Origin of the sequence: Methanosarcina horonobensis HB-1 = JCM 15518 (assembly GCF_000970285.1) — an archaeon.
GTDB classification, from domain to species: domain Archaea; phylum Halobacteriota; class Methanosarcinia; order Methanosarcinales; family Methanosarcinaceae; genus Methanosarcina; species Methanosarcina horonobensis.
In genome coordinates, this window is sequence record NZ_CP009516.1 from 1,209,779 (window position 1) to 1,235,575 (window position 25,797).

A 25,797-nucleotide genomic window follows, 5' to 3' on the forward strand; every position below is an offset into this window, starting at 1 on the left:
TAAAGCATCTCAAAAAACTTGATCAATTCTACAGCGGATGGCCTTTCCGCCGGTTGTAATAAAGAACATGGCGGGCCCGTAGGGATTTGAACCCTAGGCCGACTGGTTAAAAGCCAGTCGCTCTGCCTGACTGAGCTACGGGCCCAGATTATTTATTTCTCCACCTCTGTATTTTGCACCACTGAAGGCAAATTTGCCGGTATGCAACCCTGCTGCCCCGCTGCATCAGGGAGCACCTCTTTCACCGGTGCAACCCTCTAATTATAGCTATACTATTTATAACTTATGGTGAGTTTACTTTTTCTCCTGATCTCCCTAAAGTTTGTGACAAAATTTCTTTAGTATGTGTTGAATTTATACAAATATTTTTCTGATTTTGCCAGAAAGATATATGTACGAGAATTTTCACTTTTTTAAAAGTAAGGCCAAAAACTGAATAGTTCCTCCATGAATTATTCCTCCATATACTCGAGTAAACGAAAACTTTTGCCCCGATTTTAAATAATGTCCCGATTTCCCGACAGTCATATCTCCAAAAATAACGCAATATTCAACCTCTAAGCAGGAGTCCCCTTCTTCGACAGGTCGGAGAGGAATGCGTAATCTGTACCAACTTTCCTCTACTGCTAATATATATCAACATTCACCGCTAATTTATTTTTAACCAAACGCCTCGGAGCTTCCAAAGTGGAGCAGGGCACTGCATAAGCAGATAACAGCTTAATCTGAGTCTACAAATGTTGGTTAAGTTTAGTGTGGCATGGGTAATGGTAACATTCCTCCTGAAATAACCTTTGAAGGATCTGCACTAAACCGGGTAGCCATCACAGCAATGTGATTAAGGAGTGGTTCTCCCGATGTTGACCTGCCTTACGCATCAGATGATCTGCATTAGCGGTGAGATGCAAGCTACTTCCTCAAAACCGAGCCGTTAGGCGAAGGTTTTAGGCGGGAGCAGTTGACTCGCTAATTATAACTTCGAATGTAAGCATTAGCGTTCTGGTGCAAAAAATCTGAGCATGTAGCCTAAGGAACCATATTTTACAGAACTTTTTTTACATTTATTAAATAAAATTAATCTGGTACTTTTGATTTTTATCCTTGCAGTTTAACATTTATTCTTTTAAGCGGTTAAGAAGTTCCAATTGCGAATCTATTAGTTCCAACTGTTTTTCCAATCTATCACATATATTTTCTTGCTCCTTTAACAGTTTAATTTGCTCTCTTAGTTGATCAATCAGTATATCTTTATTTTTCAATTGAGCATCAAGTCTTTGAACTAAACTAATAACCGCTTCCGATCCGGCATTATAAATTTTAAGAATTTCTTCTCTTGAATGCATCATTTACCCCCAACTGTTTTAGAGATTATCTAAAAATGCTTTTGCTCATTTACTTTAAGATTTGAGACGATTCAGTCGTCTAACCACAATGTATATTATCGCAGCTTATATGAATGCTTGACTTGATTCTGTCAATACCTTAATGGCCATCATCAGCCCATATAAGCTTCAATCGGAGAAATAAATCCTTAACTGGTTCCAAAACAAGATCACAAAACCTATGCGCCTGTAAATAGCAAATCTGTATTATGGCGAAGAAAAGAACACCTGGAAATTCAGAATCCACAGAACTTTCGGTACACTGCCAGTGATTTTTGCATATTCCTTCAACTATCTTAAAAAATTAGTGTTTTCCATAAACGACTAATAAGTAGAAGTTAATTAATAATTCATGCAGGGTGAGAAATTAAGGGGCACAAAGCTGAGGAGCTCACGGATATTTTCTATCATAAAACAAGATTTTGAAACTTATATTGCTGAAGTAAAAACGAAACTAGAGGACTCATTCGAACTCGTTTGTATAGAGACTAGCCGTGGAACAGTAGAAAGCAAATACTATAAGGCTGAAAAAGCGGATAAAGGTATAATTGTTATTGGAGGAATAGGTGAGGGCTTTCAAACTCCAGCTGATAGCCTATACCCTCGTTTGAGTGAATATTTTAAAGAGACAGGTGTAAGTTCACTAAATGTAAAGTTCAGGGAAGCAGGAAATCTTGCAGAATCCGTTATAGATGTTCTAGTAGGGATTGAGTTTTTAAAATCGGAAAATATCAAGACACTTGGCTTGATTGGGTATTCTTTTGGAGGTGCAGTTGTAGTTCAAGCAGCGTTCAATGAAACTGACGTAAAAACAATAGTTTTGATCTCAACTCAGAGTTACGGACTTAGCCCGATTTCCTTCCTTCCGAAAGAAACATCAGTGTTCATAATTCACGGTGAGGAAGATGAAGTAATACCGCCGGAAATTGCGGTACAGGTATATGAACAAGCACATGAACCTAAAAGAATTGAAATTTTCGATACAAAAGCTTCACATGACTTAAGTGAGATAGCTGACGAAATTTACGTTGAAGTAAAAGACTGGATTACAAAGTATTTGATAGATAAGTCGGAAAAATAAGAGGAGTAATAAGATCATAGAAAAATTTATTATATATCTTAAGACAACGTAAAATGCCTTCGTGTGGAAAGATTGCATCCGTACATTTTTCCGTATTTTCAATCCCGAATTTTGCTTCGGGAGCGAAAGTCAGCTACTATCTGGATAAGTCATTTTTTTGTCGCTGCCTTTCTGCTCTTATTTCTTTTACTTCCCTCTCTCTGTGGTCGAAATAGCATATACATTGTTATTTTTGTCTATCAATGAACTGGCGGTCAGCCACACATCCACTATCCGGCCGTCCTTGGTGAGCCGCTGAGTGCGATAAGGTTCAATGACTTCAGCCCGACTAAGCCTCTTCACTGTATCCAACTCACCTGCTTTTCGGTCCTCTGGAACCAGGCTGCTAATATTCATTTTTAGTGCCTCGGCTTCGCTCCAGCCGTACATTCTCTCAGCGCTTGGATTCCAGGCAAGGATTCGGCCCTCCAGATCCTGAAGAGTTACAGCATCGTTAGAATCGCGCACAACCACAGCCAGGCGGTTAACCTTGATATCGGATTCCTTCAACAATTCCCTTGACCGTCTCAACTCGGTAGTATCTATAAAGGTAATCACTGCTCCTTTGATAACGTTATCAAGAGTGCGGTAAGGTTTAATGCGCATCAGGAACCACATGCCATCCTTGGTCTGGATTTCAAGTTCTTTGGTCGTCAGTTTGTCCAGTACCTCTCTTATGTCTTCTATCAGGCGGTCATATCCTATGATATTCGGAACAATGTCCCTGATAGGCCTTCCCACATCGGTCGGGATCAAATTGACCAGGTTTGTGACTGCAGGAGTGAAACGCATAACGCGCATTCCATAATCCACGAAGATAGTGCCTATATCCGTGCCGGCGAGCAGGTTGTTCATATCGTTATTGGCTTGAGACAAATCAGTAACCTTATTTTGCAGTTCAGTATTGACCGTAGCCAGTTCCTCGTTAACTGACTGCAGTTCCTCTTTTGAACTCTCCAGCTCCTCGTTTGAAGACTGCAATTCTTCATTTATCGACTGCATTTCTTCGTTGGAGGATTTGAGTTCTTCAGTGGAAGTTTCCAGTTCCTCATTGGTGGCTTTGAGTTCTTCTTCCTTGATACGCAGCTGCTCCATCAACTCCAAAATGCGCTGGTCTACTTCCTTTCCGCTCTCTGTAGTCCCACCCTTTACATCCCTGGTAGCTGCCCCCTCAATATTTTCCTGTATCCATTTCGGAGGTTCCTCAAAAATGACAAGGTACAGATCTGATCCCTCGACTGCGTAAGGAGTTGTAGCCAGAGGTATTACCATCAGATTAATACTGGTGAAGTCACCATTGGTTTTGACCTGAACTCCAGAGTAGAATGATATCTTCTTATCGATAGCTGCTCTGTGCAGGGCAATAGGCAGTCTATGGTGCAGTCCCTCGCGAGCCATTTTCAGAATATTCAATCCAGCCTCACCCGTAGCCAGTTCCAGGTACATGCCGGTACGCCCATGTGTATAAAAGATGTCACCGTTTTCGTTTACGAGCACGCCGACAGGAGCATAATTTTGAAGCAAAATCTGTTCTGTCATCTCGCGATATTTAGGTTTGGCCTGGAAAGGAATTTCTTCGGGTTTACCATGAATCTCTCTGGATTCCAGTCTTGACGGGATAAATGTCGCTATGGAACGGAGTTTCTCAGCTCCAACATTTGGCCTGCTTTTATACAATTTTGCACTGCGGTCAAGCGTATCAAAAAGATCGGTGAATCCGTTAATCGTCTCGGAGGAACCAAGAAAGAGATATTTTCCAGGGTTCAATGAGTAATAGAAGAGAGGAATTAGTCTCTTCTGCAGTTCTCCATCCATATAAATCAGTAAATTGCGGCAACTCAAGAGGTCGATTTTAGAAAATGGAGGGTCTTTGATAAGGTCATGCTCAGAAAAGATTACCATCTCACGGATATTTTTATTAATGCGGTAATTACCATCCGGGCTCACGGTAAAGAAGCGTTCCAGCCGTTCCGGCGAGACATCGGCAGCGATGCTTGCAGGATATATGCCGGCACGGGCACGTTCGATAGCTCGACTATCAATATCCGTTGCAAAAATTAGTATCTTGAAATTTCGTCTTACAGTCTCCATATACTCCTGGAACAGAATACCGATTGAATAAGCCTCCTCGCCTGTGGAACATCCGGGCACCCAGATTCGTATCGTATCGTTTGGACGCTTTCCGACGAAGAAATTCGGGATGACTTCTTCCTGAAGCGCATCGAACGCCTTGGAATTACGAAAGAAACTGGTGACGCTGATTAAGAAGTCGCGATAGAGCGCTTCTACTTCGGCAGGTTTTTTCTCTAAGTAGTGCACATACTCATCTATACGCCTCATAGAGTGAACGGCCATACGCCGCTCAATGCGTCGATTGATAGTGCCCTTCTTGTAATGTGAAAAGTCGTGACCTGTTTGGGTAAATATTAAATTGAATATCCTATTCATCAAATCTTCTGCCCTAACAGTCGGATGTACTGATCTCCCAAAAGCTTGAGTTACATAGGCAATAAGCTGGTCAGGCATTTCTTTCGGAGGCAGGATATAATCTGCCAGACCTGTGTCAATTACACTGCGCGGCATGCTGTCGTACTCGCTGGTTTCGGGGCTTTGCGCCATCACCATACCGCCTTCAGCCTTGATTGCCCGTATTCCCAATGTTCCGTCACTGCCTGTACCTGTAAGCACAATCCCTATGGCTCTCTCTTTCTTTTCCTCAGCCAGTGAGCGGAAGAAAAAATCGATAGGCGTACGATGACCGTGTCTCACGGTTGGTTCCAGTGTGTGGAGTGTACCATCACGATAAATAAGGTCACTGTTAGGCGGGATGACATAGACGCAGTTAGGCTGGACAGCCATCCCATCAATGATCTCGTAAACCGGCATATTCGTGTAGCGTCCTATAAGAGTATTTAGAATACTTTTGTGTTTAGGATCCAGATGCTGTATTATTACAAAGGCTACTCCAGGACTGACGTCTGCAGGAATTCCTGAAAAAAAGGCTTCGAACGCGCCCAACCCACCAGCCGATGCGCCGATGCCCACGATGGGAAAGTTCTGTTCCGGTTTCTGTTCCTTTTCTAGTTTCAGTTCTTCTTCTTGTTCTTCTTCCTCTTCTGGTTGTTGTTCCTCTCCCTGTTCTTTTTCTTCCTCTGGTTCTTCTTCCTTTTCTGGTTTTTCTTCTAGTTTCTCCGCCGGTTCTTGTTCTTCGAAAATTATCCTATCTTTGATTAATTTTTGAGAAGCCTCTGGAGCCTGTTCCTCATCTGGCTTCTGTTCTTGTGGTTTCGGTTTCATTTTTGGTATCTGTTTCCCTTTTGACATTTGTGCTTTCTTTTTGTTAGTGGCTTTATTTGTGAACATATTGTTACATCCTTTTATCATAGAATCAAAATAGTTGTAATTTATTTATAGACATGTACTAAATAATGATGGAGATCATTCCTGGTGTTACGTGAATAATACTGCGAATAGGATTGAACTCATAGGTATTAGACAGGTACCAGCTTATTTTTATATCTTTATTTATTTTTTTACAAATATATAATTTAATAAACATATCGAATCTTTTATAATAGTCAAATGTTAAAACAAAAGATTGAACCTTACTATTATAGTGATAATCTATTTAATTAGTAAGTTAATAATAATTTACATATTACCGTGCATATGCTCTTTAAACCTAGCTATCAGATTATAACTTTGCTGCCATTTCTATAAGCAGCTGCATTAACATGAGAGAAATGGTCTAAATCCATAATAAGAATCTACAAGAGTACCCACTTTAATATAACAGACCATTTAAATAATATAAACAGGAATATTTATATTATTTTTTATACAAAAATTTTAATGTTGTCTGAACCATTAATTTCTATATTCAAAGGGAAAAGGAAATGAGAAACAAAGAAGATCCTAACCGTAAAAATATAGAAAATCAGATAAAGATACTGTCGGAGAGTGTGGAATTATCAAATGATGCCATTGTAACCACATCGCTTGATGGCATTATTACCAGCTGGAATAAAGGTGCAGAGTTAATTTATGGATATCCGGCTAAAGAAGTTCTTGGAATGCCTATGGCCATCCTAGATCCACCCATTTTAGTCGGAGAAACAAAAGAACTGAATGAACTTATTGAATTTGAAGAACAAATAAACAATTATGAGACTTTACGCTTAAGAAAGGACGGTAAGTTGATAAATGTCTCATTAACTCTTTCTCCAATTCTCGATGATTCTGAAAAATTGATCGCAGTCTTGATTATCGCCAGGGATATAACCAAAAGTAAAATGGCAGAAGAAAAACTGATGAAAAGCGAGGAACTATACAGGATTGTCACTGAGCAGACGGGGCAGATAATATACAACTATAATTTAATTGCAGATAAGTGCAGTTGGGCAGGTGCCATAGAAGAAGTTACAGGATATAGTTTTGAAGAATTTCGGATACTTGGCAAGTACATTTGGATTACAAAAATCTTTCCCTTAGAAGAGCCTGGTATTATTATTAAGCCCTTTACGAAGAGAATTAGCGGAGACAGATTTAGTGAAGAATTAAAGTTTAAAAGAAAAGACGGGACTTTCATTTACATTGAAAATAGAGGTGTTTTACTTAAGGATGATTATGGTCACCCTTACAAGGCTGTCGGAGTAATTAAGAATATTACTGATTTAAAAAATGCATTGGATAAGATTGAAGAAAGTGAGACGAAATACCGATCTTTCGTGCAAAATTTCCACGGCATTGTTTTCCAGTTTGACGAAAACTTTGCCCCTGTATTTCTGGATGGTGCTGTTGAAGGGATAACCGGGTATAGAGAAAAGGATCTCACGTCTCGGGATGGGTGGAGAGAAATAATTTATCCTGCTGATCTGACCCTCGTTCTCAAAGAAGAAGAAAAGGTTCAAAATTTTTCATCTTCCGGTTATGTAAATATTGAGTATCGTATCAAACATTTAGACGGAAGTATCAGATGGATTAATGAAATTTTACAAAAAATTTATCGAGTAAACGGAAAGCATGTACTCTATCAGAGTACGCTTTACGATATAACCGAGAGAAAAGAGACAGAAAAGTTTCTTGTAAACATTGAAACTGCCCGCAAAAAGGAAATACACCACAGGATTAAGAATAATCTACAAATAATCTCATCTCTTCTTGACCTCCAGGCTGAGAAATTCGATAACAGAAAATTTATTGAGGATTCAGAAGTCAAGGAAGCCTTCAGAGAAAGTCAGGATAGAGTTATATCGATGGCTCTGATCCACGAGGAGCTCCATAAAGGCGGCAAAATTGATACACTTAACTTTTCGCAGTATATTGAAGAACTCGCAAATAATCTCTTTTTCACCTACAGGCCTGGAAATGCCTGCATAACATTTGATAAGGATATAGAAAAAGACATTTTCTTTGACATGGATACTGCAATTCCTTTAGGAATAATTGTTAATGAACTTTTCTCAAATTCTCTCAAATATGCATTTAAGGGAAGAAACAAAGGCGAAATTATAATTAGGTTGTCTGGGGGGGGGAAGACAGGAGGAAATATAGACAGCATAGAGGGAAGAAAAAACGAAGACTGTAACGGCTCAATTTTCATTCTGTCTGTCTCAGATAATGGAGTTGGTATTCCAGAAGATATTGATATTGAGAATCCTAATAGTCTCGGACTTCAACTGGTGGTTTCCCTTGTAGACCAGTTAGATGGAGAACTTGAACTTAAAAGGAATAAGGGAACAGAGTTCACTGTAAGGTTCGCTGTACCGGAAAGCAATAATACGGAATCGGCGGAATCCTTACTGCAACTAGCCGATAATGATTAATTAATTGGTTCTGTTGCAGAAATATCCGTTTTATAGATCTATGATCCTGTTCAACTATATTGTTCAAATACTTAATTTGCCGAAGGCTTATTTCCGATTTTCATATTCTTCCTGGCTTACCGCTTTTCTGCCACTGTGAACCTTATTACGAATGCGGTTCCAGCATCCCTTTTTAATTCAAGTTCGCCCTCTAGCTGGTCCACCAGGATTGACACCAGATGCATGCCAAGAGTCTCAGAATATTCCAGATCAAAGCTCTCAGGCATACCCACTCCGTTATCCGACACAGTTAGTGTAAAATTGGCTTTTTTAAAGCCTTTGTTTTCGTTTTTGTTTTCGTCTTTTAGTTGTTTGTCCATGCATTCTTTATTTTCTTCTCTGCGAAGTTTTATTTTAACTGTCCCCTTATCCCTGCCTGGAAATGCATGTTTGAGAGAATTGGAAACAAGTTCGTTAACAATTATTCCCAGCGGGACTGCGATATCCATATTAAATAACGAGTTTTCTTCCAGATCCATATTTAAGCTGATATCGGTGTTTCCAAGCTTATATGTCAGGAAAAGATTTTCGGCGAGTTCTTCAATGTACGGTGAAAAGTTAAGCGTGTCGAGTCCTTCACCTTTGTGCAATTCCTCATGGATAAGAGCCATAGATATTACTCTGTCCTGGCTTACCCTGAAAGCTTCAAGGACTTCAGAATCGTGAATATATTGTTTGTTCTTGAACTTCTCAGCCTGAAGATCCAGCAGGGAAGAGATTACCTGCAGGTTATTCTTTATCCGGTGGTGAATTTCCTTTTTACGTGCAATCTCGATATTTGCGAGGGCTTCTTCTGCTTTAATGCGCTCAGTAATGTTTCTGACAACAGCTGAGACGGCTACAAGCTCTCCGGATGAATCAAAAACCGGAGAAAGAGTTATCGAAATATTTATTATGGTACCGTCTTTTTTTAACCGTAAAGTTCTGTAACGCTGGATCTTTTCTCTTTGTTTAATCTTTTCGATTAATTGTTTTACTTCCCCTTTAAGATTATCCGGTTCGAGTATTGACACGTTTTTTCCCAGAATCTCTTCAGCTGAGTAACCATAAATCTCCTCTGCCCCTTTATTCCAGCTGGTAATAGTACCATCAAGAGACTCGGTTATAATAGCATCGTCTGAAGATTCCACAGCATCCGCCAGTTTCTTAAGTTTCTCTTCTGCTTTCTTGCTTTCTGTAATATCCTGAACTGTTCCCCTCATTCTAACAGGAGCATTTTTTTCCTCAAAAATAACTTCTCCCTGTACATGGACTACACGCTCTTCTCCATCAGCCAGGATGATTCTATGATTAATGTCAAAGGGCTTTCCTTTTAAAGCTCTTTTAATGGCGTTGTCCACATATTCCCGATCGTCGGGGTGTGTGTGACTTAAAATCTCATTGTAGGATGAGCAAGATTCTTGAGTAGTAAGTCCGAAAATACGATATATTTCATCAGACCAGTACATTTCATCCGTTACAAGATCCCAGTCCCAACTTCCAATATGAGCCATTTTTTGAGCTTCAGAGAATCTTCTCTCATTTTCCACTAATGCATTATAAGTTTCTTCAAGTTCAGCTGTACGTTCTTTAACTTTTTCTTCTAAACTGTCACATGCTTTTTTAAGGGCTTCTTCTGCTTTTTTGCGCTCGGTGATATCTTGCGTTATGCCAAAACCGCTAGTCAGTGCTCCGCCTTTGTCAAATTCAAGATATGCCTTTTCACGCACCCACCTGATCTTACCGTCCGCGATGATGCGATGCTCGATTTCTTTTGGTTCGCTCACCAACCCCGCTTTCCATTCCTTCTCAACATACTCTCTATCATCCGGGTGGACCGCCGTAAGAAAGGTCTCATAGGTCAAGGGAGTGCCTTCTGGGATGCCAAAGATACGGTAATTTTCATCGGAACAAGTCAATTCGTTTTTACGCACATCCAGACGCCAGCTGCCGATATTTCCCACAGCCTGGGCGTGATTGAGATCTTCCCGATTCTCCAGAAGCGCATTCACAAGGGTGTCGCGTTCCTCCAGCGACTTGGCCAGCTTGATATTGCTGTAGCTTAACTGCGAGATCATATTGGCAAACGTCATGAAGAAGGCCATGCCTGTATCCACAGCCTCCCTGCTTAACCGTGGAACTTTCTCAAGCGCCGCTATGTACTCCTCTTCGTTGAAACCATACTGTCTGGCCCGGGATCGGAAAAGCTCATAGTCCAGAGACTCGTCATCAAAAAAGAACTGTCCAGAGAAGACATAGCCTATATGCTGGCTTTCCACTATGATGGGAGTTGCTATGTCCCACATATTGTTCTTGCACCTGTACAGCTTAAACTCTCCGGGGGAAACGTCAGTGGACAGCTCTGTGTCGCTTTCTATGCAGTGCTTGCAGGTTTCGGGATGAACTCTGTGGAATCTGGTGCAGATATCCTGCCAGCCGACACCTATCAGAACATTTCCTTTGAGATCATTCAGGCCTATGGGAATATGAGCAAGCTTATAGAAATCTTCCATAAGGGGTTGGGTAGCCTCGACATCAATGATCTTGGCAAGCTCAAGGTTCGCCGTCTTCCGAGCAGGTGAGAGAATATTTTCCAGCTTCAGCCTGATATGTTGCTCTCTTTGGCGCAGCGCCTCTTCTGCTTGCTTGCGCTCAGTGATGTCGGTGAGCATACCCAGCGAGCCTGTAAACTTGCTATCCTCATTAAAAGAGGGTCTGGCACTTATAAGCACCCATAAGGCTAAGCCATCTTTACGTCTTAGTCTCAATTCATAGATCTCATCGATACCCTGTCTCCTCTTTTCCAGATTTAGTTTAAGGATAGCCTTACTTTCTTCATCGGCAAAGTCCCACACAAATCTACCAATCATTTCTTCCTGACTGTATCCTAACATCTCCGCCATTCTCTCATTGACGTAAGTAGTCCTGGCTTTAGTGTCAAGTATCCATATGCCCTCGTTGGCTACTTCAATGATGTTGCGGTACCTCTTCTCGCTCTCCTTAAGTTTTTCTTCAAATTTTTTCTGATCACTTATATCGAATATGTAAATGTTTACGCATTCTTTTTCGGGGAAAGGGTGAAACGCGATGAGGTATACTTTTTTTCCCACTTTAACTTCCGTTTTTTCCTGGTTATTTTGGGAAATTACCCTTTGCACAAAATCTCCGATACAGGAAGGTAGTCTTTCTCCGATTCTCATATCCCACTCGTGCAATAAGGGCTTGCCAGCCTCGTTTGAATAAAGAACAGTCCCATCTTTTTTCACAGTGAGCACGGGATTCGGGTTCTCCTCTGAAAATTGCTCCATGTTTGCTTTCATTTATTCTCTTCAGATCCCTCTTCTTGACGGTAGTACGCTTGCTTCAATGAACGTGTTCACAAATTAACACATTAATTGTTACGCTTATTTCTTGTCCTGATATATACGTTATATACATTTGAAGTAAAATTAATCGTTGTTAAATTGGTTAAACTTGCATATTATTGTTAAAAGCTCAGTACTATTGATTTCTCAGTTCAACTGCGTAAATCCTAAAGTGATAAAACAATCCGGAACATAGAGGATGAGCTTGTGGACTTGCGAACAGTAGTTCGAGGGATGAAGCAAGAAGCCACTTCCTCGCTTTCATCAGAAAGCAGGGAGGGGTAGTTCACCCTTCTTCTTTCCCCTTAATGTAAAGTCGGCCTCTATATACAATCAAAATTACGGGCTCGGACGCTGTCCAGTAGGGTTCGAACTTAATTAGGAGCAAGTAATAGCTAATCCTGTTATCTTAGTGGCGAGATACAACCCGTCAATTTTTCTCGGACACGCCTATTCAAGTAAATATACAATATATAATATGCCCAAAATATTTCGTTATAAGATATACGTGACAGCTCCCACGAATAAGTTCGCAGGCATCTATGGTATTTCAACCAATGCAATGCTATACTGCCCTGGAGCAACTATTTATTCGTGTCTCGCTTCCATCGTTTCAAGTTTTACCTTTGAGACTTCTTCAAAGAACCTCATACTTGAGTTTCAGAGCAAAGTCAAGTGACCTTTGTAGCATTTGCAGCTTCCAAAGCAGAGCTCGACAACAGAGTATAATTGGAAAGTACAAAAATGTAATTAGTAGCATATTATGGGAGAGTTGACGGATTCATCCCATCAATAAATTGACGGGGATTCTCTTTCGCTCTCCTAAAAAAAATCACAGATTAAAAAGTTAAATGAAACTCTAGAACTGTGAGATGGGTTTATAATAAGACACTGCATTGAGAAAAACGCATGGAATCCGAAAAAAGAATAAGCTCTTGTGATTCTAAGAAAATGATTTCTGTTTGGAAAAAAGAAAAGCCTGAACTCAAAAATACTCATTCTCATGTATTGCAAAATGTAACTATATGTGTTTATCTTGCTTTTCAGACCTTTCTCAGAAGAGTAAAAGCAGGAGAAAACCCAGGACATTCGAGATTTGAAGGTAAAAACCGGTATGAAGGTAAAAACCGGTATTATAGTGTTACTTATATTCAGTCTGGATTCTGACTAAAAGCATCAAAAATTAGGAATTGCTGACAATAATCTTTTTCTTTTCCATATAATAATTTATGCTCACACCTGCAATTCCTTTTTCTTCGGGAATAGATATGTAAAAAATAGATATGTAAAATAAAGATTGAACCAGCATGAAAGACCTCTTACCAGCATGAAAGGCCTCTTATTTCTCTTCTGGCATTGCGAACTTTATAATAAACTCAGTTCCCGAATTTTTTTTCAATTCAAGTTCGCCGTCCAGCTGATCTACAAGGGTAGTCACCAGTTGCATGCCAAGAGTATCAGGATTTTCTAAATCAAGGCTTTCAGGAATACCTACTCCGTTATCTGAAACGATCAGAATAAAACTGGTGTCTTTTTTGCCTTCGTTTTCGCTTCTTATTTCGATATCGCATTCTCCGTTTTCTTCCCTGAAAAGTTTAATTTGGATTTTCCCTTTATCTCTACCTGGAAATGCGTGCTTTAGGGAGTTTGAAACAAGTTCATTAACAATTATCCCTAACGGAACTACAGTATCCATTTCAAGGAAGATTTTTTTCTCTATTTCCAGAACCAGATGGGCTCCTGAGGTTTCGACATTGTAGCACCTGAAAAGCTCCTTTGTAAGTTTCTTCAGGTACGCCGCAAAATTAAGGGTATTGATGTCTCTTGATTCGTATAGTTCCTCATGGATTAAAGCCATTGAAATAACCCGATTCTGGCTGTCCCTGAAAGCTTTGAGAACTTTAGAAGTATTGCAAATTTTATTCTCTGTGAATTTTTCAGCCTGAAGGTCGAGGAGGGACGAAACTACCTGCAGGTTGTTCTTAATCCTGTGGTGAATCTCTTTTTTGCGTACTTCCTCAATTTTCGCCAGAGCCTCTTCTGCCTCTTTTTTTTCAGTGATATCATTCATTATCCCAAGTACTCTGTGAGAGTTTCCGTTTTCATCCGGAAAGTGAATCCCGTTTTCTTCGACATAGATATAACTCCCATCTTTTTTCTGGAACCTGAACTCGTGATTAAGCTTTCCTCTTTTTCTTCGAAAAGCATTGATCCTTTCAAGTGCGGGTTTGAGGTCTTCGGGATGAATTTTTTCAATCCAGGAACTGAGTTCCATACTATCGAACTCTTCAGCTGTGTACCCTGTTATTTCTTCGATAGCGCCTGCCCATCTGACTCTGTTCTCTTTGATATTGAAATCATATATTAGCTGACCTGTCTGCTCCGTGATAATCCTATACCTTTCCTCACTTTCCTGAAGCTCTTCTTCTGCTCTTTTACGTTCAATGGAATAGCGGATAGAACGGTTTAATAGTCTGCCATCAACCTGTCCCTTGACCAGATAATCCTGAGCGCCTTTCTTTACGGCATCAATCCCTGTATTTTCGTCACTAATGCCGGTCAGGATTATTATGGGAACTCTTGAATTTGTTGCATGAATATCAAGAAAGGTTTCAGTACCATCGCTATCTGGCAATCTCAGATCTGACAATATCACATCAAACTGGTGTTCTTTAAGAAATTCCAGGCCCTCTTTAAGGGTCTCTACATTTTTGAGTTCATATGGGAAGTCGGCAAACTCTTCGAGCATCTCCTCGATTAGATTCGCATCCCCTGGATTATCCTCAAAAAGCAATATCTTTACCTTTTTTTCCATACCATGCCGTCCTATCCGGGTTACATTGGTCTTATTTCGATGGTAGTTTCACGACCTCAAGCCAGAAGTCCTCTATGGATCTAACTACTCTTATGAACTGATCAAAGTCGACAGGCTTGGTGACGTATGCATTGGCGTGGAGATTATAGGATTTAAGTATATCTTCTTCAGCTTTGGAAGTCGTTAAAACCACTACAGGTATATTTTTTAAGTCATCGTCTCTTTTTATCTCTTCAAGAACCTCACGTCCGTCTTTCTTCGGTAAATTCAAGTCCAGAAGAATTATATCAGGGCGTGGAACACCTGAAAATTGTCCTTCACCCCGTAAAAAGAGTATTGCTTCTTCTCCGTCTTCCACAACATTCAAGTTATTTCGAATCTTTGCGTCTTCGAAGACTTCTTCGATTAATCCAACGTCTCCTTTACTGTCTTCGACTAACAGAATCTCTATGGATTTCGCCACCTGTGTTCTCATTTATATAACCTTCTCGATGATAATACAAAAAAAACTTTTAGTTATTTTTTTACTTATTATAGAATCTGGTTAAGGTTTAAACCGGTTCTCAGAGTCAGATTTTCTCCACGATACTGTTTTTTTGACATTACGACACTGTTTTTTCTGATATTATTATTACTGTTTTTTTCTAAACATTATTGTTCACAAGGCTAAAACTACTCTTCATAAGGCTTTTCTAGGGTTAACTGGTAGAGTGAAATAAAAGGTTGAACCCTTGCCAGGCTCGGATTCTACCCATATTTGCCCTTCATGCCTTTCTATAATCTTTTTACAAATCGAAAGTCCAATTCCTGTTCCCTGGTATTCTTCCCTTTTATGCAGCCTTTTAAAAACTTCAAAAATCCTTTCGGAATATTTAGGGTCGATTCCTATTCCATTATCCTGCACTGAGAACAGCCATTGATCAGCTTTTATCTCTGCGGAAATCTTAATTTCTGGGGCTTTTTCACTGCGGAACTTTATCGCGTTGCTGATAAGATTCTGGAATACCTGAGCAAACTGGATGGAATCCGCCATTACTACAGGTAAATAACCATAAGATATGCTGGCTTTATTTTCTGTCATGGACACCTCCAGATCAGATAACACCTGCTCCAGAATAAATTTGCAATCCGTAGGCTCGAATTCTCTGGCTTTCGTAGTCACTCGAGAAAATTCAAGAAGATCATTTATCAGGACTTGCATACGAGAGGCTCCATCTACAGCAAAGTGTATGTATTTATCAGCCTTGCTATCAAGTTCACCCTGATACTTCCTCTGTAATAGCTGCAGGTAACTCACTATCATTCTTAAGGGCTCCTGCAGGTCGTGAGATGCTACATAAGCAAACTGTTCCAGTTCTCCATTTGAGCGGGCAAGTTCCTCTAATTTTTGTTGTAACATTTTTTCTGCTTTTCTACGTTCTGTAATGTCTCTTGCTGCGGCAAAGATCCCTATCACCTTGCCCGCTTCATCTTTATAAATCGAAGCATTATACAGAACAGGAGTTATATGCCCGTTCCTGTGCTGAATTTCAAGAGGATAATCCCGCACCAGCCCTTCCTGAAATACATGCTTATACCCTTCTCTGGCTTTCTCAGGCTCTGTGAAATAATCCGAGAAGTCGGTCCCGATCAACTCCTTACGAGAGTAGCCGGTAACCGATTCAGTAGAATTATTTACATCAGTGATTTTGCCGTCCGGACCGATAGTTACAAGGGGGTCCACGCTTGCCTCTATGAGACTGCGGTTATATGCATTAGCTAGTTTAATTGCTTTTTCAGCCCTCTTATGCTCGGTGATATCAAACAGAGCACCTATCAATCCGTCTATCTGATCTTTTATATTGAAAAAAGGAACTTTTGTTACGACAAACTCTTTCCCAAGGCTTTTTGTGAGATACCTATTTTTCAATTCTGCACGATATTTTTTTCCTTCCTTATAAATCTGAAGATCAATATTGTCATATTTTTTAATCAAATCTTCAGGAGCATTATCCGTAAGTTCCCAGTAGCTTTTACCAATTATCCGTTCTTTAGGAAGTCCCACAACTTCATTTGCAAAGAGTGAATTGCAGCCTATATACTTGCCTTCCGTATTTTTATAAAATATTGGAACCGGAACAGCATCAAGTAATGTTTCCTGGAAATTCAGGCTCTCTTTCAGGGCTCTTTCTGTCTTCCTGAGTTCGGTAACATCACGCGCAGCTGCAAAAATTCCGATAACTTCGTCATCTTCATCCCGATAAACGGATGCATTGTACAAAACAGATGTAACATACCCGTCCCTGTGCTGGATCTCCAGAGCATAATCTCGCACCAGTCCTTCCCTGAATACCTGCTTATATCCTTCTTTAGCTTTTTCAGGTTCGGTAAAATAGTTCGAAAAGTCGGTGCCAATAAGTTCTTTCCGAGAATATCCGGTGACAGACTCCGTAGCTTCATTTACATCCGTAATTCTACCATCAGGACCAATAGTAACCAGGGGATCCAAACTGGCTTCAATAAGACTACGGTTATACTTGCTGGCCAGTTCGAGTTCTTTTTGAGCCTTTTTAAGTTCGGTGATATCACGTGCTGCAGCAAAAACCCCGATAACTCCTCCATATTCATCCCGATAAACAGAGGCATTGTACAGAACAGGGGTCGTTTTCCTACTCCTGTGCTGGATTTCCAGAGCATAATCAAGCACTGATCCTTCCTGGAATACATGTTTGTATCCTTCTCTGGCTTTTTCAGGCTCCGTAAAATAATCAGAGAAATCAGTTCCTATCAATTCGCTTCTGTTATAACCTGTGACCAGTTCGGTAGCCTCATTTACATCGGTTATCTTTCCGTCAGGACCTATAGTAACCAGTGGGTCCAGACTGGCTTCAATCAGGCTACGGTTATATGCGTTAGCGAACTCCAGCGCTTTTTCAGCTTTTTTCCTCTCGGTAATATCCTGAACTATCCCCATCATTCGGAAGGGAACATTTTCCTTATCGAAAATAACTTCACCCTGTTCATGGACTATGCGTTCTTCTCCATTGGCTAAGATAATCCGATGATCAATGCTGTAAGGTTTTCCGTCTAAAGCTTCTATGACAGCATTATTCACATATTCCCGGTCATCTGGATGTATATAACTTAAAAATGCATCGTAAGTCGCGCCGAATTCTTGAGGATTGCATCCAAAAATCCGATAAATTTCATCAGACCAGTATAACCCGTTAGTTACAATATTCCAATCCCAATTCCCAAGGTGTGCCATTTTTTGGGCTTCAGCAAGACCTTTTTCGCTCTCCTTCAGCGAACTGTAGGCCTCTTCAAGCTCCGATGTACGTTCTTCGACCAGCTCTTCTAAATTATCGAGTGTCTCTTTCAGTCTAGCTTCTGCTATTTTTATATCCGTAATATCACGGGAGATAGCAAGAACAGAGGTCACTTCACCATCAACAAACTCCGGTACTACTCGAGTATTAAAATGATATTCCTGCCCTTGAGGCGATGTATACCGAAATTCCATCGTTTTGGGTTTGCCTGTGGTAAAAACCTCTTCATGATTTCCTTCCCAGAATTCTACTTTTTCTTGACTCATTTCCAGTTCAGTGTGAGTTTTACCAATGATTTCTTCTTGAGAACGACCATAAGGTATCTCAGCGGCAGGATTAACATACATATGGTGATTTTGTCTATCAAAACGGGCAATCACGTCAGGAGAATTTTCAGCCAATGTACGGAAACGCTTTTCACTTTCGGCAAGCTCTGCAGTCTGCTCTCTGACCAGCTCCTCCAGATGCTCCCTATGCTTCTTCAGCTCCGCCTCGGTGCGTTTTCGTTCAGTAATGTCAATCTTCATCTCGAGGATCATGGGTGAACCGTCAACATCGGTGAACGGGAAATCATAGGTATCAATCACGCTTCCGTCCGGGCCGGTGACTTCCCAATGGTGAGGCTGACCGGTTTCAAGCACTTTGTACGTTTCGCAAAATTCACAGGGCTCACTGCGCCCATAACAATATTCATAACAGTGCCGGTCTTCCGACTCACCGAACTTTTCGCAGAAGCTGCGGTTGGCAAAGGCAACATGGTAGTCAGGCGTCAACAGGCATATCATTGCCGGCAATGTCTCAAGCACGTCAAAGAGCCGCTGCCGCTCTTCCCGAACCGCAGCCTGCGCCTGTTTGATCTCGGTGATGTCTATGCCTACCTCCATGATGAGTGTAGAACCATCCGAATCCTTGAACGGGTAGTCATAGACGTCGTAGTTACGGCCGTCCGGACCGGTCCACTCCCAATGATGAGGCGCGCTCGTTTTGAGCACCTTGTAGGTTTCACAGTTCTCGCAGGGTTCAGTGCGCTGGAAGAGATATTCATAGCAACGACGGCCCTCAGACTTGCCAAAGCGCTCCTCGAAGAAACGGTTCGCAAACGGCACATGGTAATCCGGTGAGAGCAGTACCACGTAAGCCGGTAGCATGTCCAGCACGCTGTTCAATCTCTCCCGTTCGGCTTGCACAGCCTCGGCAACCTTACGACGTGCTTCGCTCTCGCGTAATGTTTCTTCAATTTTCTTTTGTTCAGTAATATCAGTTCCCAGAACAGTAATTCCTTCTGTCGAAGGGAAAACAGCCATCCTATAATATGCGTTAGTGTGTTTGCCGCCTATTTCAAACCGTCGTATCTCTCTTTTGTTCATTACTGCGCGAAGATTCTCCTCATAATCTGTGTCGGTATGTTCTGGAAACATTTGCCAGATGTTATTCCCAACAAAATCTCCGGGTTCCTTACCTATTTTCAAGGTAAATTGCTTGCTAGCATAAACAAAATTCCAGTCACGATCAAGAACATAAAAATCATCCTGGATACTGTTTAATATCTCACTTATCCTCCGGTTACTGCGCTCAATCATTTCTTCAGCTCTTTTGCGCTCGATGGCCACAGATACCTGGTCGGCTACGATGCTCATAAGGGCAAGCTCATCCCCCGTAAACTCCTTCCTGCTTTTCGTGCCAAAAGAAAGTGTGCCTATTGTTGTCTCTCCAATATGGAGTGGCTGACAGGAGTAGGCCTGAATCCCCATAGACCGCACGAGATCTGCACGCCTGTCCTCGTTATGTTGCACGTCCTCAGAAACTATACGGCAGCCATCCCTTGCTACGCAGCCGCATATGGCTACTCCTTTATCCAGCCATTCTATCTCTTTAGCTACGTCAGCGCTTACACCGCCACAGGCATTGAGATGGAGCCTGCCCTGTACCTCGTCAAGAACATAGTTAAAAAACACATCACAATTCAGGTGGCGCATTACCTTTTCAGCGATAGTCTGGATTATGGCCTCGGGTTCTTTGCTCGAAAGGAGGAGAGTGTTTGCATTACTCAGGAGTTCGAAGCGCTTTTTACTTTCGTTCAATATCCCATAAGCTTCTTCGAGTTCTTCAGCCTGAGCCTGCAATTCCTCGTTTTGCATCTGGAGTTCTTCGGACTGAACCTGTAACTCTTCCGATTGGACTTGAAGATTCTCGTAAGCTTCACGCAAAGATTCTTCAGCTTGTTTGCGTTCATTTATGTCACGGGCGACATGAACGCTTCCAATAAGTTTTCCTTTCGAATCATGAAGGGGTGAGACGCTCACCAGGAAATAACCACCCAGGCATTCCTCGCAAACCTCTGTGGTATGTTCAAGCCCATCTGAAAGCAACTGCCTGTGCGGGCAAAAAGAGGGGGGCTCGTCAGTCCTATGGACGGCACTAAAGCAAGTCAACCCTATGCACTCTTCCGGCGTCACCCCTAATTTTGCCGCCATTGCTCTGTTCGCACGGACAACTCTATATTCAGTGTCAAGCAGGACTATTAAGTCTGGTACAGCATCAAAAGTATATCCCCAATCTTTTGTAGCCTGAACAACTGCTTCTTCTGCCTTTTTGCGTCTGGAGCTTTCTATCTGCTCCCATTTTCCTTCCCTTTTAATCAAAGCGAATTGGTGATTATTAACCACATCAATTATCTCGGTTGAGTTGCACCTGTCAAGACTATAGGTGCAGAGAGCTATCATCTGGTAGTTGCCAAGGACACTGTCCACTTCTTCTTCATAATCAACAAAATCATTCCAATCCTTTTTTTCCAGCCAGAAAGTATTCCCTGTCAATCTCAAACCATCATAGCCATTTGCTAGAGCCTCATTGAGTTTTTCGACCCATCCGTTCAGCACTCTTTCGGAATCGAAAACACCCTCCTTTACATACCAGTGAGTGTAAGGAATAATTTCAATTTGTCCTTTCTCCAGGTAAACATCAAGGTCAGGAACAGCCCTTCTGAGGGCTTCTTTTGCCATTCCTACATCAAGAGGTTCTGATGTGACCCACATGCAAAATTCGTTATTTTCCAGCCCTGTTTTGAAGTAAGGGACCAGTACATCCATTAAATCTTCTTTTGTCTGGTAAAACTGGCAGAAGTGTGTTCCCCATGGTATATCACCAATAATGCCAATTCCAGACTTCCTTATTTTTTCTTCCCCATTTTTCTTCATTTTTTCCATTCCACAATTCTCTATAGATCAAGAATAGTTCAAAAATAATGTTTAGTAGGCTGAAGCTGATTTATTCTCTAAATTAGGGAGATTTTTATCTCCCTACACTATTATGCAGGACTTTTACGCTTGTTTTGCAGGAAATCTGTAATCTGACTGGTAAAAGTTCGTAAGATTAGCATATGTCCTTATCCTGTGAATATAAATAAAGGCATAAGTCCTGGAACTCACGGAAAACACGGACGGTGTGGAAAACTGCAGTTCTAAGTATCAGCACTCTTGAGTTTGGCGGAGATCAGGCTTTTTTCTATAGTTATTCCTCTAGTTCTTGTTCTGCGTAAGTTCACTTTCAATAAATTGAGTTTTAATATTTCTAAAAAATAAGAGGTCTATTCTTTATTTAAGCATTTGTAAAAATTAATTCTATTTCAGCTACCCTCTTTAGCGTGAACAGCTAAGGTGTAAATTACTTATAATAATAATTGCATGTGCCTAATTTTCACCCAAAATCATTAAAAATGAGATGCAGTAATTATCCTTATTTGCCTAAAAACCGGGAGCAAGTCCATGTTTACGGCATTAAAATAGGGTCGCGATTCTTAGCTGATTAAAAATTGTCTTTTTTGCTTCTTCTCTAACTTACTTTCCGTACTCACATCCTCTCGTGCAGTATTCCGGTTCAGGTGTGAGTTCTAAAGGTGTAAGTTCCGAAGTTCTTTTTTCTTCCTGGTTCCGAGCAAAGACGTAAAGAAAAGTAAACTCTCTGGAAAATCTCTTACCTGAGAAGATTTCTTATTTTTTCTCTAATATTGTGAACTTTATAACGAATTCAGTTCCAGAACCCTTTTTCAATTCAAGTTCTCCATCCAGCTGGTCTACAAGAGTAGTTACCAGTTGTAAGCCAAGAGTACCAGAGTTTTCCATACTAAAGCCTTCAGGCACACCTATTCCATTGTCCGAAACAGTTAAGATAAAACTCTTATCCTCATATCCCTTTACTTTGCTTCTGTGGCTGTCGCTTGTAGGTTCTCTGCTTTTTTCCCTGCTCAACCTTATCTGGATAATTCCTTTATCTTTGTCTCGAAACGCGTACTTAAGGGAGTTGGAAACAAGTTCGTTCACAATCAGTCCCAGCGGAACGGCAGTATCCATATCAAAGAAAACATTCTCTTCCAGATCCATATTTAAACTGATATATGTATTCCCAAGAGTGTAGGTCTGGAAAAGGTTTTTGACAAGTCTATGAAGGTATGGTGAAAAACTCAGTTTGTCATTCCCCCTACCTTCGTGAAGCTCTTCATGAATCAGGGCAATGGATATTACTCTGTCCTGGCTTTCCCGAAAAGCTTTCAGGACTTCCGAATCCTCAATATGTTCCCTGAATTTGAAATTTTCAGCCTGGAGGTCCAGGAGAGAAGAGATAACCTGAAGATTATTCTTAATCCTGTGGTGTATTTCCTTTTTGCGGGCAGTTTCGATGTTCGCAAGAGTTATTTCTGCGTGTTTCCTTTCCGTAATATCTTTAATTACCCCAAGAATTCTGCTTATAGTGGTTTTTTCATTTCTGAGGAAGGTCCAGTTATCTTCAAGATAAACATATTCTCCGTTCTTTTTTCTAAAACGGTACTCTGTTCTGTAAGAACTTCTATTTGATCCGAATTGTCTTTTATGGTTTTCCAGGAACTTATTCAGATCTCCCGGATGAATACGGGAAATCCAGAAATCCAGGTTAATAATTCCAAGTTCATCAGGAGTAAACCCTGTAACTTCTTCAATATTGCCTGCCAGATCAACAACATCTTTCTCCACATTATAATCGTATACTAACTGTCCTGTCTGCTCTGTTATTATACGGTGTCTCTCTTCGCTTAATTCAAGCGCTTGCTCAGCTTTCTTACGCTCGGTAATGTCCTGGATTATTCCCTTTATTCGGACAGGATTATTTTCTTCATCAAAAACAGCTTTGGATCGTTTATGGACAGTGCGTTCTTCCCTGTTAGCTAAGATAATCCTGTGTTCAATATTGCAAGGTTCTCCGTTCATAGCTCTCTTACAGGCATCAACTACACAGTCTCGATCGTCAGGGTGCACATAACTCAAATATTCATCATAAAGTGGTGCTAATTCTTGAAGACTACGTTCAAAAATACGATATAATTCATCGGACCAGAATGCTTCACCAGTTACAACATTCCATTCCCAATTCCCGATATGAGCCATTTTTTGAGCTTCAGCAAGGCCTTTTTCGCTTTCTTTCAAAGACTTATAAGCCTTTTCAAGCTCTATTGTACGTTCTTTAACCAGTTTTTCCAGATTGTCAAGTGTTTCTTTAAGTTTGGTTTCTGCTTCTTTCCGCCCGGTAATGTCGGTGAGCATGCTCATAGAACCTATAAGCTTGCCATACTTATCAAAAAGGGATTTAGAATTTACAAGAACCCATAACGGCAAGCCATCTTTACGTAATAGTTTGAATTCATAGCTCTCATTGATGCCCTGCCGCCTCCTTTTCATATTCATCTCGAAAACAGCTTTATCCTTTTCATCGGTGAAGTCTCGTACAGATTTGCCAATTATTTCCTCCCGACTGTATCCTAACATCTCTGCCATTTTCTTATTAACATAAGTAGTCCTGGCTTCAGCGTCAAGTATCCATTCAAGTACCCATATGCCCTCATTTGCTGTCTCAATGAGATTGCGGTATTTTTCCTCACTCTCGCGCAGCGCCTCTTCTACTTTCTTTCGCTCAGTTATGTCTATAAACGCGCCGACGCTACCGCGCACACACCCGTCTGCATCGTGCAGTGGGCTGGCTGATCCCAGAAGTACCCGCCGTTCCCCGCTAGGCAGCAGCACATCAAATTCCACATCGTGCACATCTATATCTTTCAAGGCGGCTTCTTGCATGGGCAATTCGTTTGCTGTCAACTCACGGCCTTTCCGGAAAAAGCGCCGTACGGATGTGATGTTCGCCGAGACATTTTCCCCGACTTCAGCCTCGTAGAGTTCATTTGCCATCCGATTGCCAGTAATATTGTGACTTTGCGGGTCGTGTCCGATACAGATGGCAACAGGTACCACTTCCATTATCGTTTCGACTTCTTCGGCTCGCCAGCGAGTTTGCTTTTCCAGCTGTTTGCGCTCGGTAATATCACGGGCAACATGAATACATCCGGTGAGCTTTCCTTCCGAATTATGTAATGGCGAGACGCTTACTATAAAATCGCCATCCAGGGAATCTTCGCGAACTTCTTCGGTGTGTTCAAGCTCGTCCATAAGCATCTGCCTGTATGGACAAAAAGCGGGTGGTTCGTCCGTCCCATGAATAGTACTATAACAGGTTAAACCCACACACTCTTTAGGTGTTATGCCCAGTTTTGCCGCCATTGCCCTGTTCGCACGGACAATCCGATATTTGTTATCTAGTATGGCTATCAGGTCCGGGACAGCATCAAAAGTATATTCCCAGTTTTTTGTGGCCTGAACAGCTGCTTCTTCTGCTTTCTTGCTTTTAGGACTTTCTATCTGCTCCCATTTTCCTTCTCTTCTAATTAAAGTGAATTGATGGTTGGTAACAACATCGATTATTTCGGTTGTATTGCATCTATCGAGAGAATAAGTACACAGAGCTATTATCTTAAAGCTACTGATAATTCCGTCCACTTCTTCTTCATAATCAACGAAATTATTCCAATCCTTTTTTTCCAGCCAAAAAGTATTCCCTGTCAATCTCAAACCGTCATAACCATTGGCCAGCGCCAAATTAATTTTTTCAATCCAGCAGTTTAAGATTCTCTCCGGGTTGAAGACACCTTCTTTTACATAAAAACAAGTTTCTGGAATAATCTCAATCTGCCCTCTATCCAGATAAATATCAAGGTCAGGGACAGCTCTTTTCAGGACTTCTTTAGCCTCCTCTGTTTCCAGAGGTTCTGAAGTGACCCACATGCAAAATTCGTTATTTTCCAGCCCTGCTTTAAAATAAGGGACAAGTATCTCTATCAAATCTTCTTTTGTCTGGTAAAACTGGCAGAAATGAGTCCCCCACGGCACATCCCCAATAATGTCAATTCCAGATTTCCTCAGTTGTCCTTTCATCCCATGCCCTTCTTCGGCTCATTCCAGCACTATCACTATTCACGAAAACGTATCTTACAAGATTTGGCCCGGTTTTAAGTTTGGACCCTATTCTCTTTTTATGATTTTATATAATCCCTTTTCTATAAAAGAAGTTTTAATTATCTTCAAAAAATAAGGTAAATTTATCTATGGTTTGGAATTTGTAAAAGAAAACAGAATTGAAACATCCTCTCAGTATTAATTCCCTGTTTAAGTGTTCTCTTAATCACAAGTGCTAGTTTGTAAAAAGTGCTATTAGATGTATTAGTAACTAGTTATTTTTTTATCTTATTTTGTAACTTAAGTGGGTAAATGTTTTTACTTTTCCATAAATGGAAATAAAGTCATATTTACCTCATTAATAAATATCCAGGAATTTAAAAACTTCTTAAAGCAGTCTTTTTTGCTTCTTTTTTAATTACTTTCCGCACTCTCAGCCGTTCATGTAGCATTCCTGTTTGGAAGTAAGTTCTACAGTTATTTTTTCCTTCCTGGATTCCCAATCTGAAACTATTTGAATGTCAATCCTACAATATCTTTTCCTTGTGATGCTGCTATCAGTGAAGAAGGACAAATTGAGCGAATCGATCTTTGGACGAACAAAATGTGGAAAAGTGGGGGAAGTCTCCATTTTCCAATTTACAGATTTGA

The 25,797-nt window shown here is 40.8% G+C and carries 11 protein-coding genes and 1 tRNA gene; 4 read left to right on the plus strand and 8 right to left on the minus strand.

Features of this window, described 5'->3' with window-relative positions; genetic code table 11:
- Positions 1-68: 68 nt before the first annotated feature.
- Positions 69-145: transfer RNA gene (locus MSHOH_RS05435), tRNA-Lys, on the minus strand.
- A 970-nt stretch (positions 146-1,115) separates the two neighbouring features.
- Complete coding sequence (locus MSHOH_RS05440; protein ID WP_048137986.1) at positions 1,116-1,343, minus strand: DUF5320 domain-containing protein; 228 nt, start codon at positions 1,341-1,343, stop codon at positions 1,116-1,118.
- Positions 1,344-1,734: 391 nt separating this feature from the next.
- Here MSHOH_RS05440 and MSHOH_RS05445 point away from each other — a divergent pair, with 391 nt between their 5' ends.
- On the plus strand, positions 1,735-2,463 hold the full coding sequence (locus tag MSHOH_RS05445; RefSeq protein WP_158024060.1) for an alpha/beta hydrolase: 729 nt from the start codon (positions 1,735-1,737) through the stop codon (positions 2,461-2,463).
- 186 nt (positions 2,464-2,649) lie between these two features.
- On the opposite strand, the gene MSHOH_RS05450 is transcribed toward MSHOH_RS05445, so the two are convergent.
- Positions 2,650-5,799 carry a chemotaxis protein CheB gene (locus MSHOH_RS05450; protein WP_239451238.1) on the minus strand — a complete coding sequence of 1,050 codons (3,150 nt, stop codon included), beginning with the start codon at positions 5,797-5,799 and terminating at the stop codon, positions 2,650-2,652.
- Between the two features lie 599 nt (positions 5,800-6,398).
- Here MSHOH_RS05450 and MSHOH_RS05455 point away from each other — a divergent pair.
- Positions 6,399-8,327: a PAS domain S-box protein gene (locus MSHOH_RS05455; RefSeq protein WP_052730729.1), complete on the plus strand. Its 1,929-nt coding sequence runs from the start codon at positions 6,399-6,401 to the stop codon at positions 8,325-8,327.
- Between the two features lie 116 nt (positions 8,328-8,443).
- On the opposite strand, the gene MSHOH_RS05460 is transcribed toward MSHOH_RS05455, so the two are convergent.
- Complete coding sequence (locus MSHOH_RS05460) at positions 8,444-11,665, minus strand: PAS domain S-box protein (protein WP_052730730.1); 3,222 nt, start codon at positions 11,663-11,665, stop codon at positions 8,444-8,446.
- 523 nt (positions 11,666-12,188) lie between these two features.
- On the opposite strand from MSHOH_RS05460, the gene MSHOH_RS24240 reads away from it, so the two are divergent.
- Positions 12,189-12,389, plus strand: a complete 201-nt coding sequence (locus MSHOH_RS24240) for a hypothetical protein (RefSeq protein WP_162197607.1) — start codon at positions 12,189-12,191, stop codon at positions 12,387-12,389.
- 230 nt (positions 12,390-12,619) lie between these two features.
- Positions 12,620-12,877 (plus strand): hypothetical protein, encoded by a 258-nt coding sequence (locus MSHOH_RS05465; protein ID WP_048137989.1) that lies wholly within the window; start codon positions 12,620-12,622, stop codon positions 12,875-12,877.
- Positions 12,878-13,049: 172 nt separating this feature from the next.
- Here the strand turns inward: MSHOH_RS05465 and MSHOH_RS05470 are convergent, their stop codons facing one another.
- From MSHOH_RS05470 to MSHOH_RS21980, 4 genes are all read right to left on the minus strand, one after another.
- Positions 13,050-14,525: a sensor histidine kinase gene (locus MSHOH_RS05470; protein ID WP_052730731.1), complete on the minus strand. Its 1,476-nt coding sequence runs from the start codon at positions 14,523-14,525 to the stop codon at positions 13,050-13,052.
- Positions 14,526-14,556: 31 nt separating this feature from the next.
- Positions 14,557-15,000, minus strand: a complete 444-nt coding sequence (locus MSHOH_RS05475) for a response regulator (RefSeq protein ID WP_048137991.1) — start codon at positions 14,998-15,000, stop codon at positions 14,557-14,559.
- Positions 15,001-15,204: 204 nt separating this feature from the next.
- Complete coding sequence (locus MSHOH_RS25030; protein ID WP_338037936.1) at positions 15,205-21,030, minus strand: PAS domain S-box protein; 5,826 nt, start codon at positions 21,028-21,030, stop codon at positions 15,205-15,207.
- Positions 21,031-21,822: 792 nt separating this feature from the next.
- The gene (locus tag MSHOH_RS21980; protein ID WP_052730733.1) at positions 21,823-25,125 is read right to left on the minus strand and encodes a PAS domain S-box protein; all 3,303 of its coding nucleotides are present in this window, start codon (positions 25,123-25,125) and stop codon (positions 21,823-21,825) included.
- Positions 25,126-25,797 lie beyond the last annotated feature (672 nt).

Bases quoted from the DNA above. Each gene is read 5' to 3' on its own strand.
- MSHOH_RS05440 (WP_048137986.1), bottom strand. From the start codon at position 1,343: ATGCATTCAAGAGAAGAAATTCTTAAAATTTATAATGCCGGATCGGAA.
- MSHOH_RS05445 (WP_158024060.1), top strand. From the start codon at position 1,735: ATGCAGGGTGAGAAATTAAGGGGCACAAAGCTGAGGAGCTCACGGATA.
- MSHOH_RS05450 (WP_239451238.1), bottom strand. From the start codon at position 5,799: ATGAAACCGAAACCACAAGAACAGAAGCCAGATGAGGAACAGGCTCCA.
- MSHOH_RS05455 (WP_052730729.1), top strand. From the start codon at position 6,399: ATGAGAAACAAAGAAGATCCTAACCGTAAAAATATAGAAAATCAGATA.
- MSHOH_RS05460 (WP_052730730.1), bottom strand. From the start codon at position 11,665: ATGAAAGCAAACATGGAGCAATTTTCAGAGGAGAACCCGAATCCCGTG.
- MSHOH_RS24240 (WP_162197607.1), top strand. From the start codon at position 12,189: ATGCCCAAAATATTTCGTTATAAGATATACGTGACAGCTCCCACGAAT.
- MSHOH_RS05465 (WP_048137989.1), top strand. From the start codon at position 12,620: ATGGAATCCGAAAAAAGAATAAGCTCTTGTGATTCTAAGAAAATGATT.
- MSHOH_RS05470 (WP_052730731.1), bottom strand. From the start codon at position 14,525: ATGGAAAAAAAGGTAAAGATATTGCTTTTTGAGGATAATCCAGGGGAT.
- MSHOH_RS05475 (WP_048137991.1), bottom strand. From the start codon at position 15,000: ATGAGAACACAGGTGGCGAAATCCATAGAGATTCTGTTAGTCGAAGAC.
- MSHOH_RS25030 (WP_338037936.1), bottom strand. From the start codon at position 21,030: ATGAAGAAAAATGGGGAAGAAAAAATAAGGAAGTCTGGAATTGGCATT.
- MSHOH_RS21980 (WP_052730733.1), bottom strand. From the start codon at position 25,125: ATGAAAGGACAACTGAGGAAATCTGGAATTGACATTATTGGGGATGTG.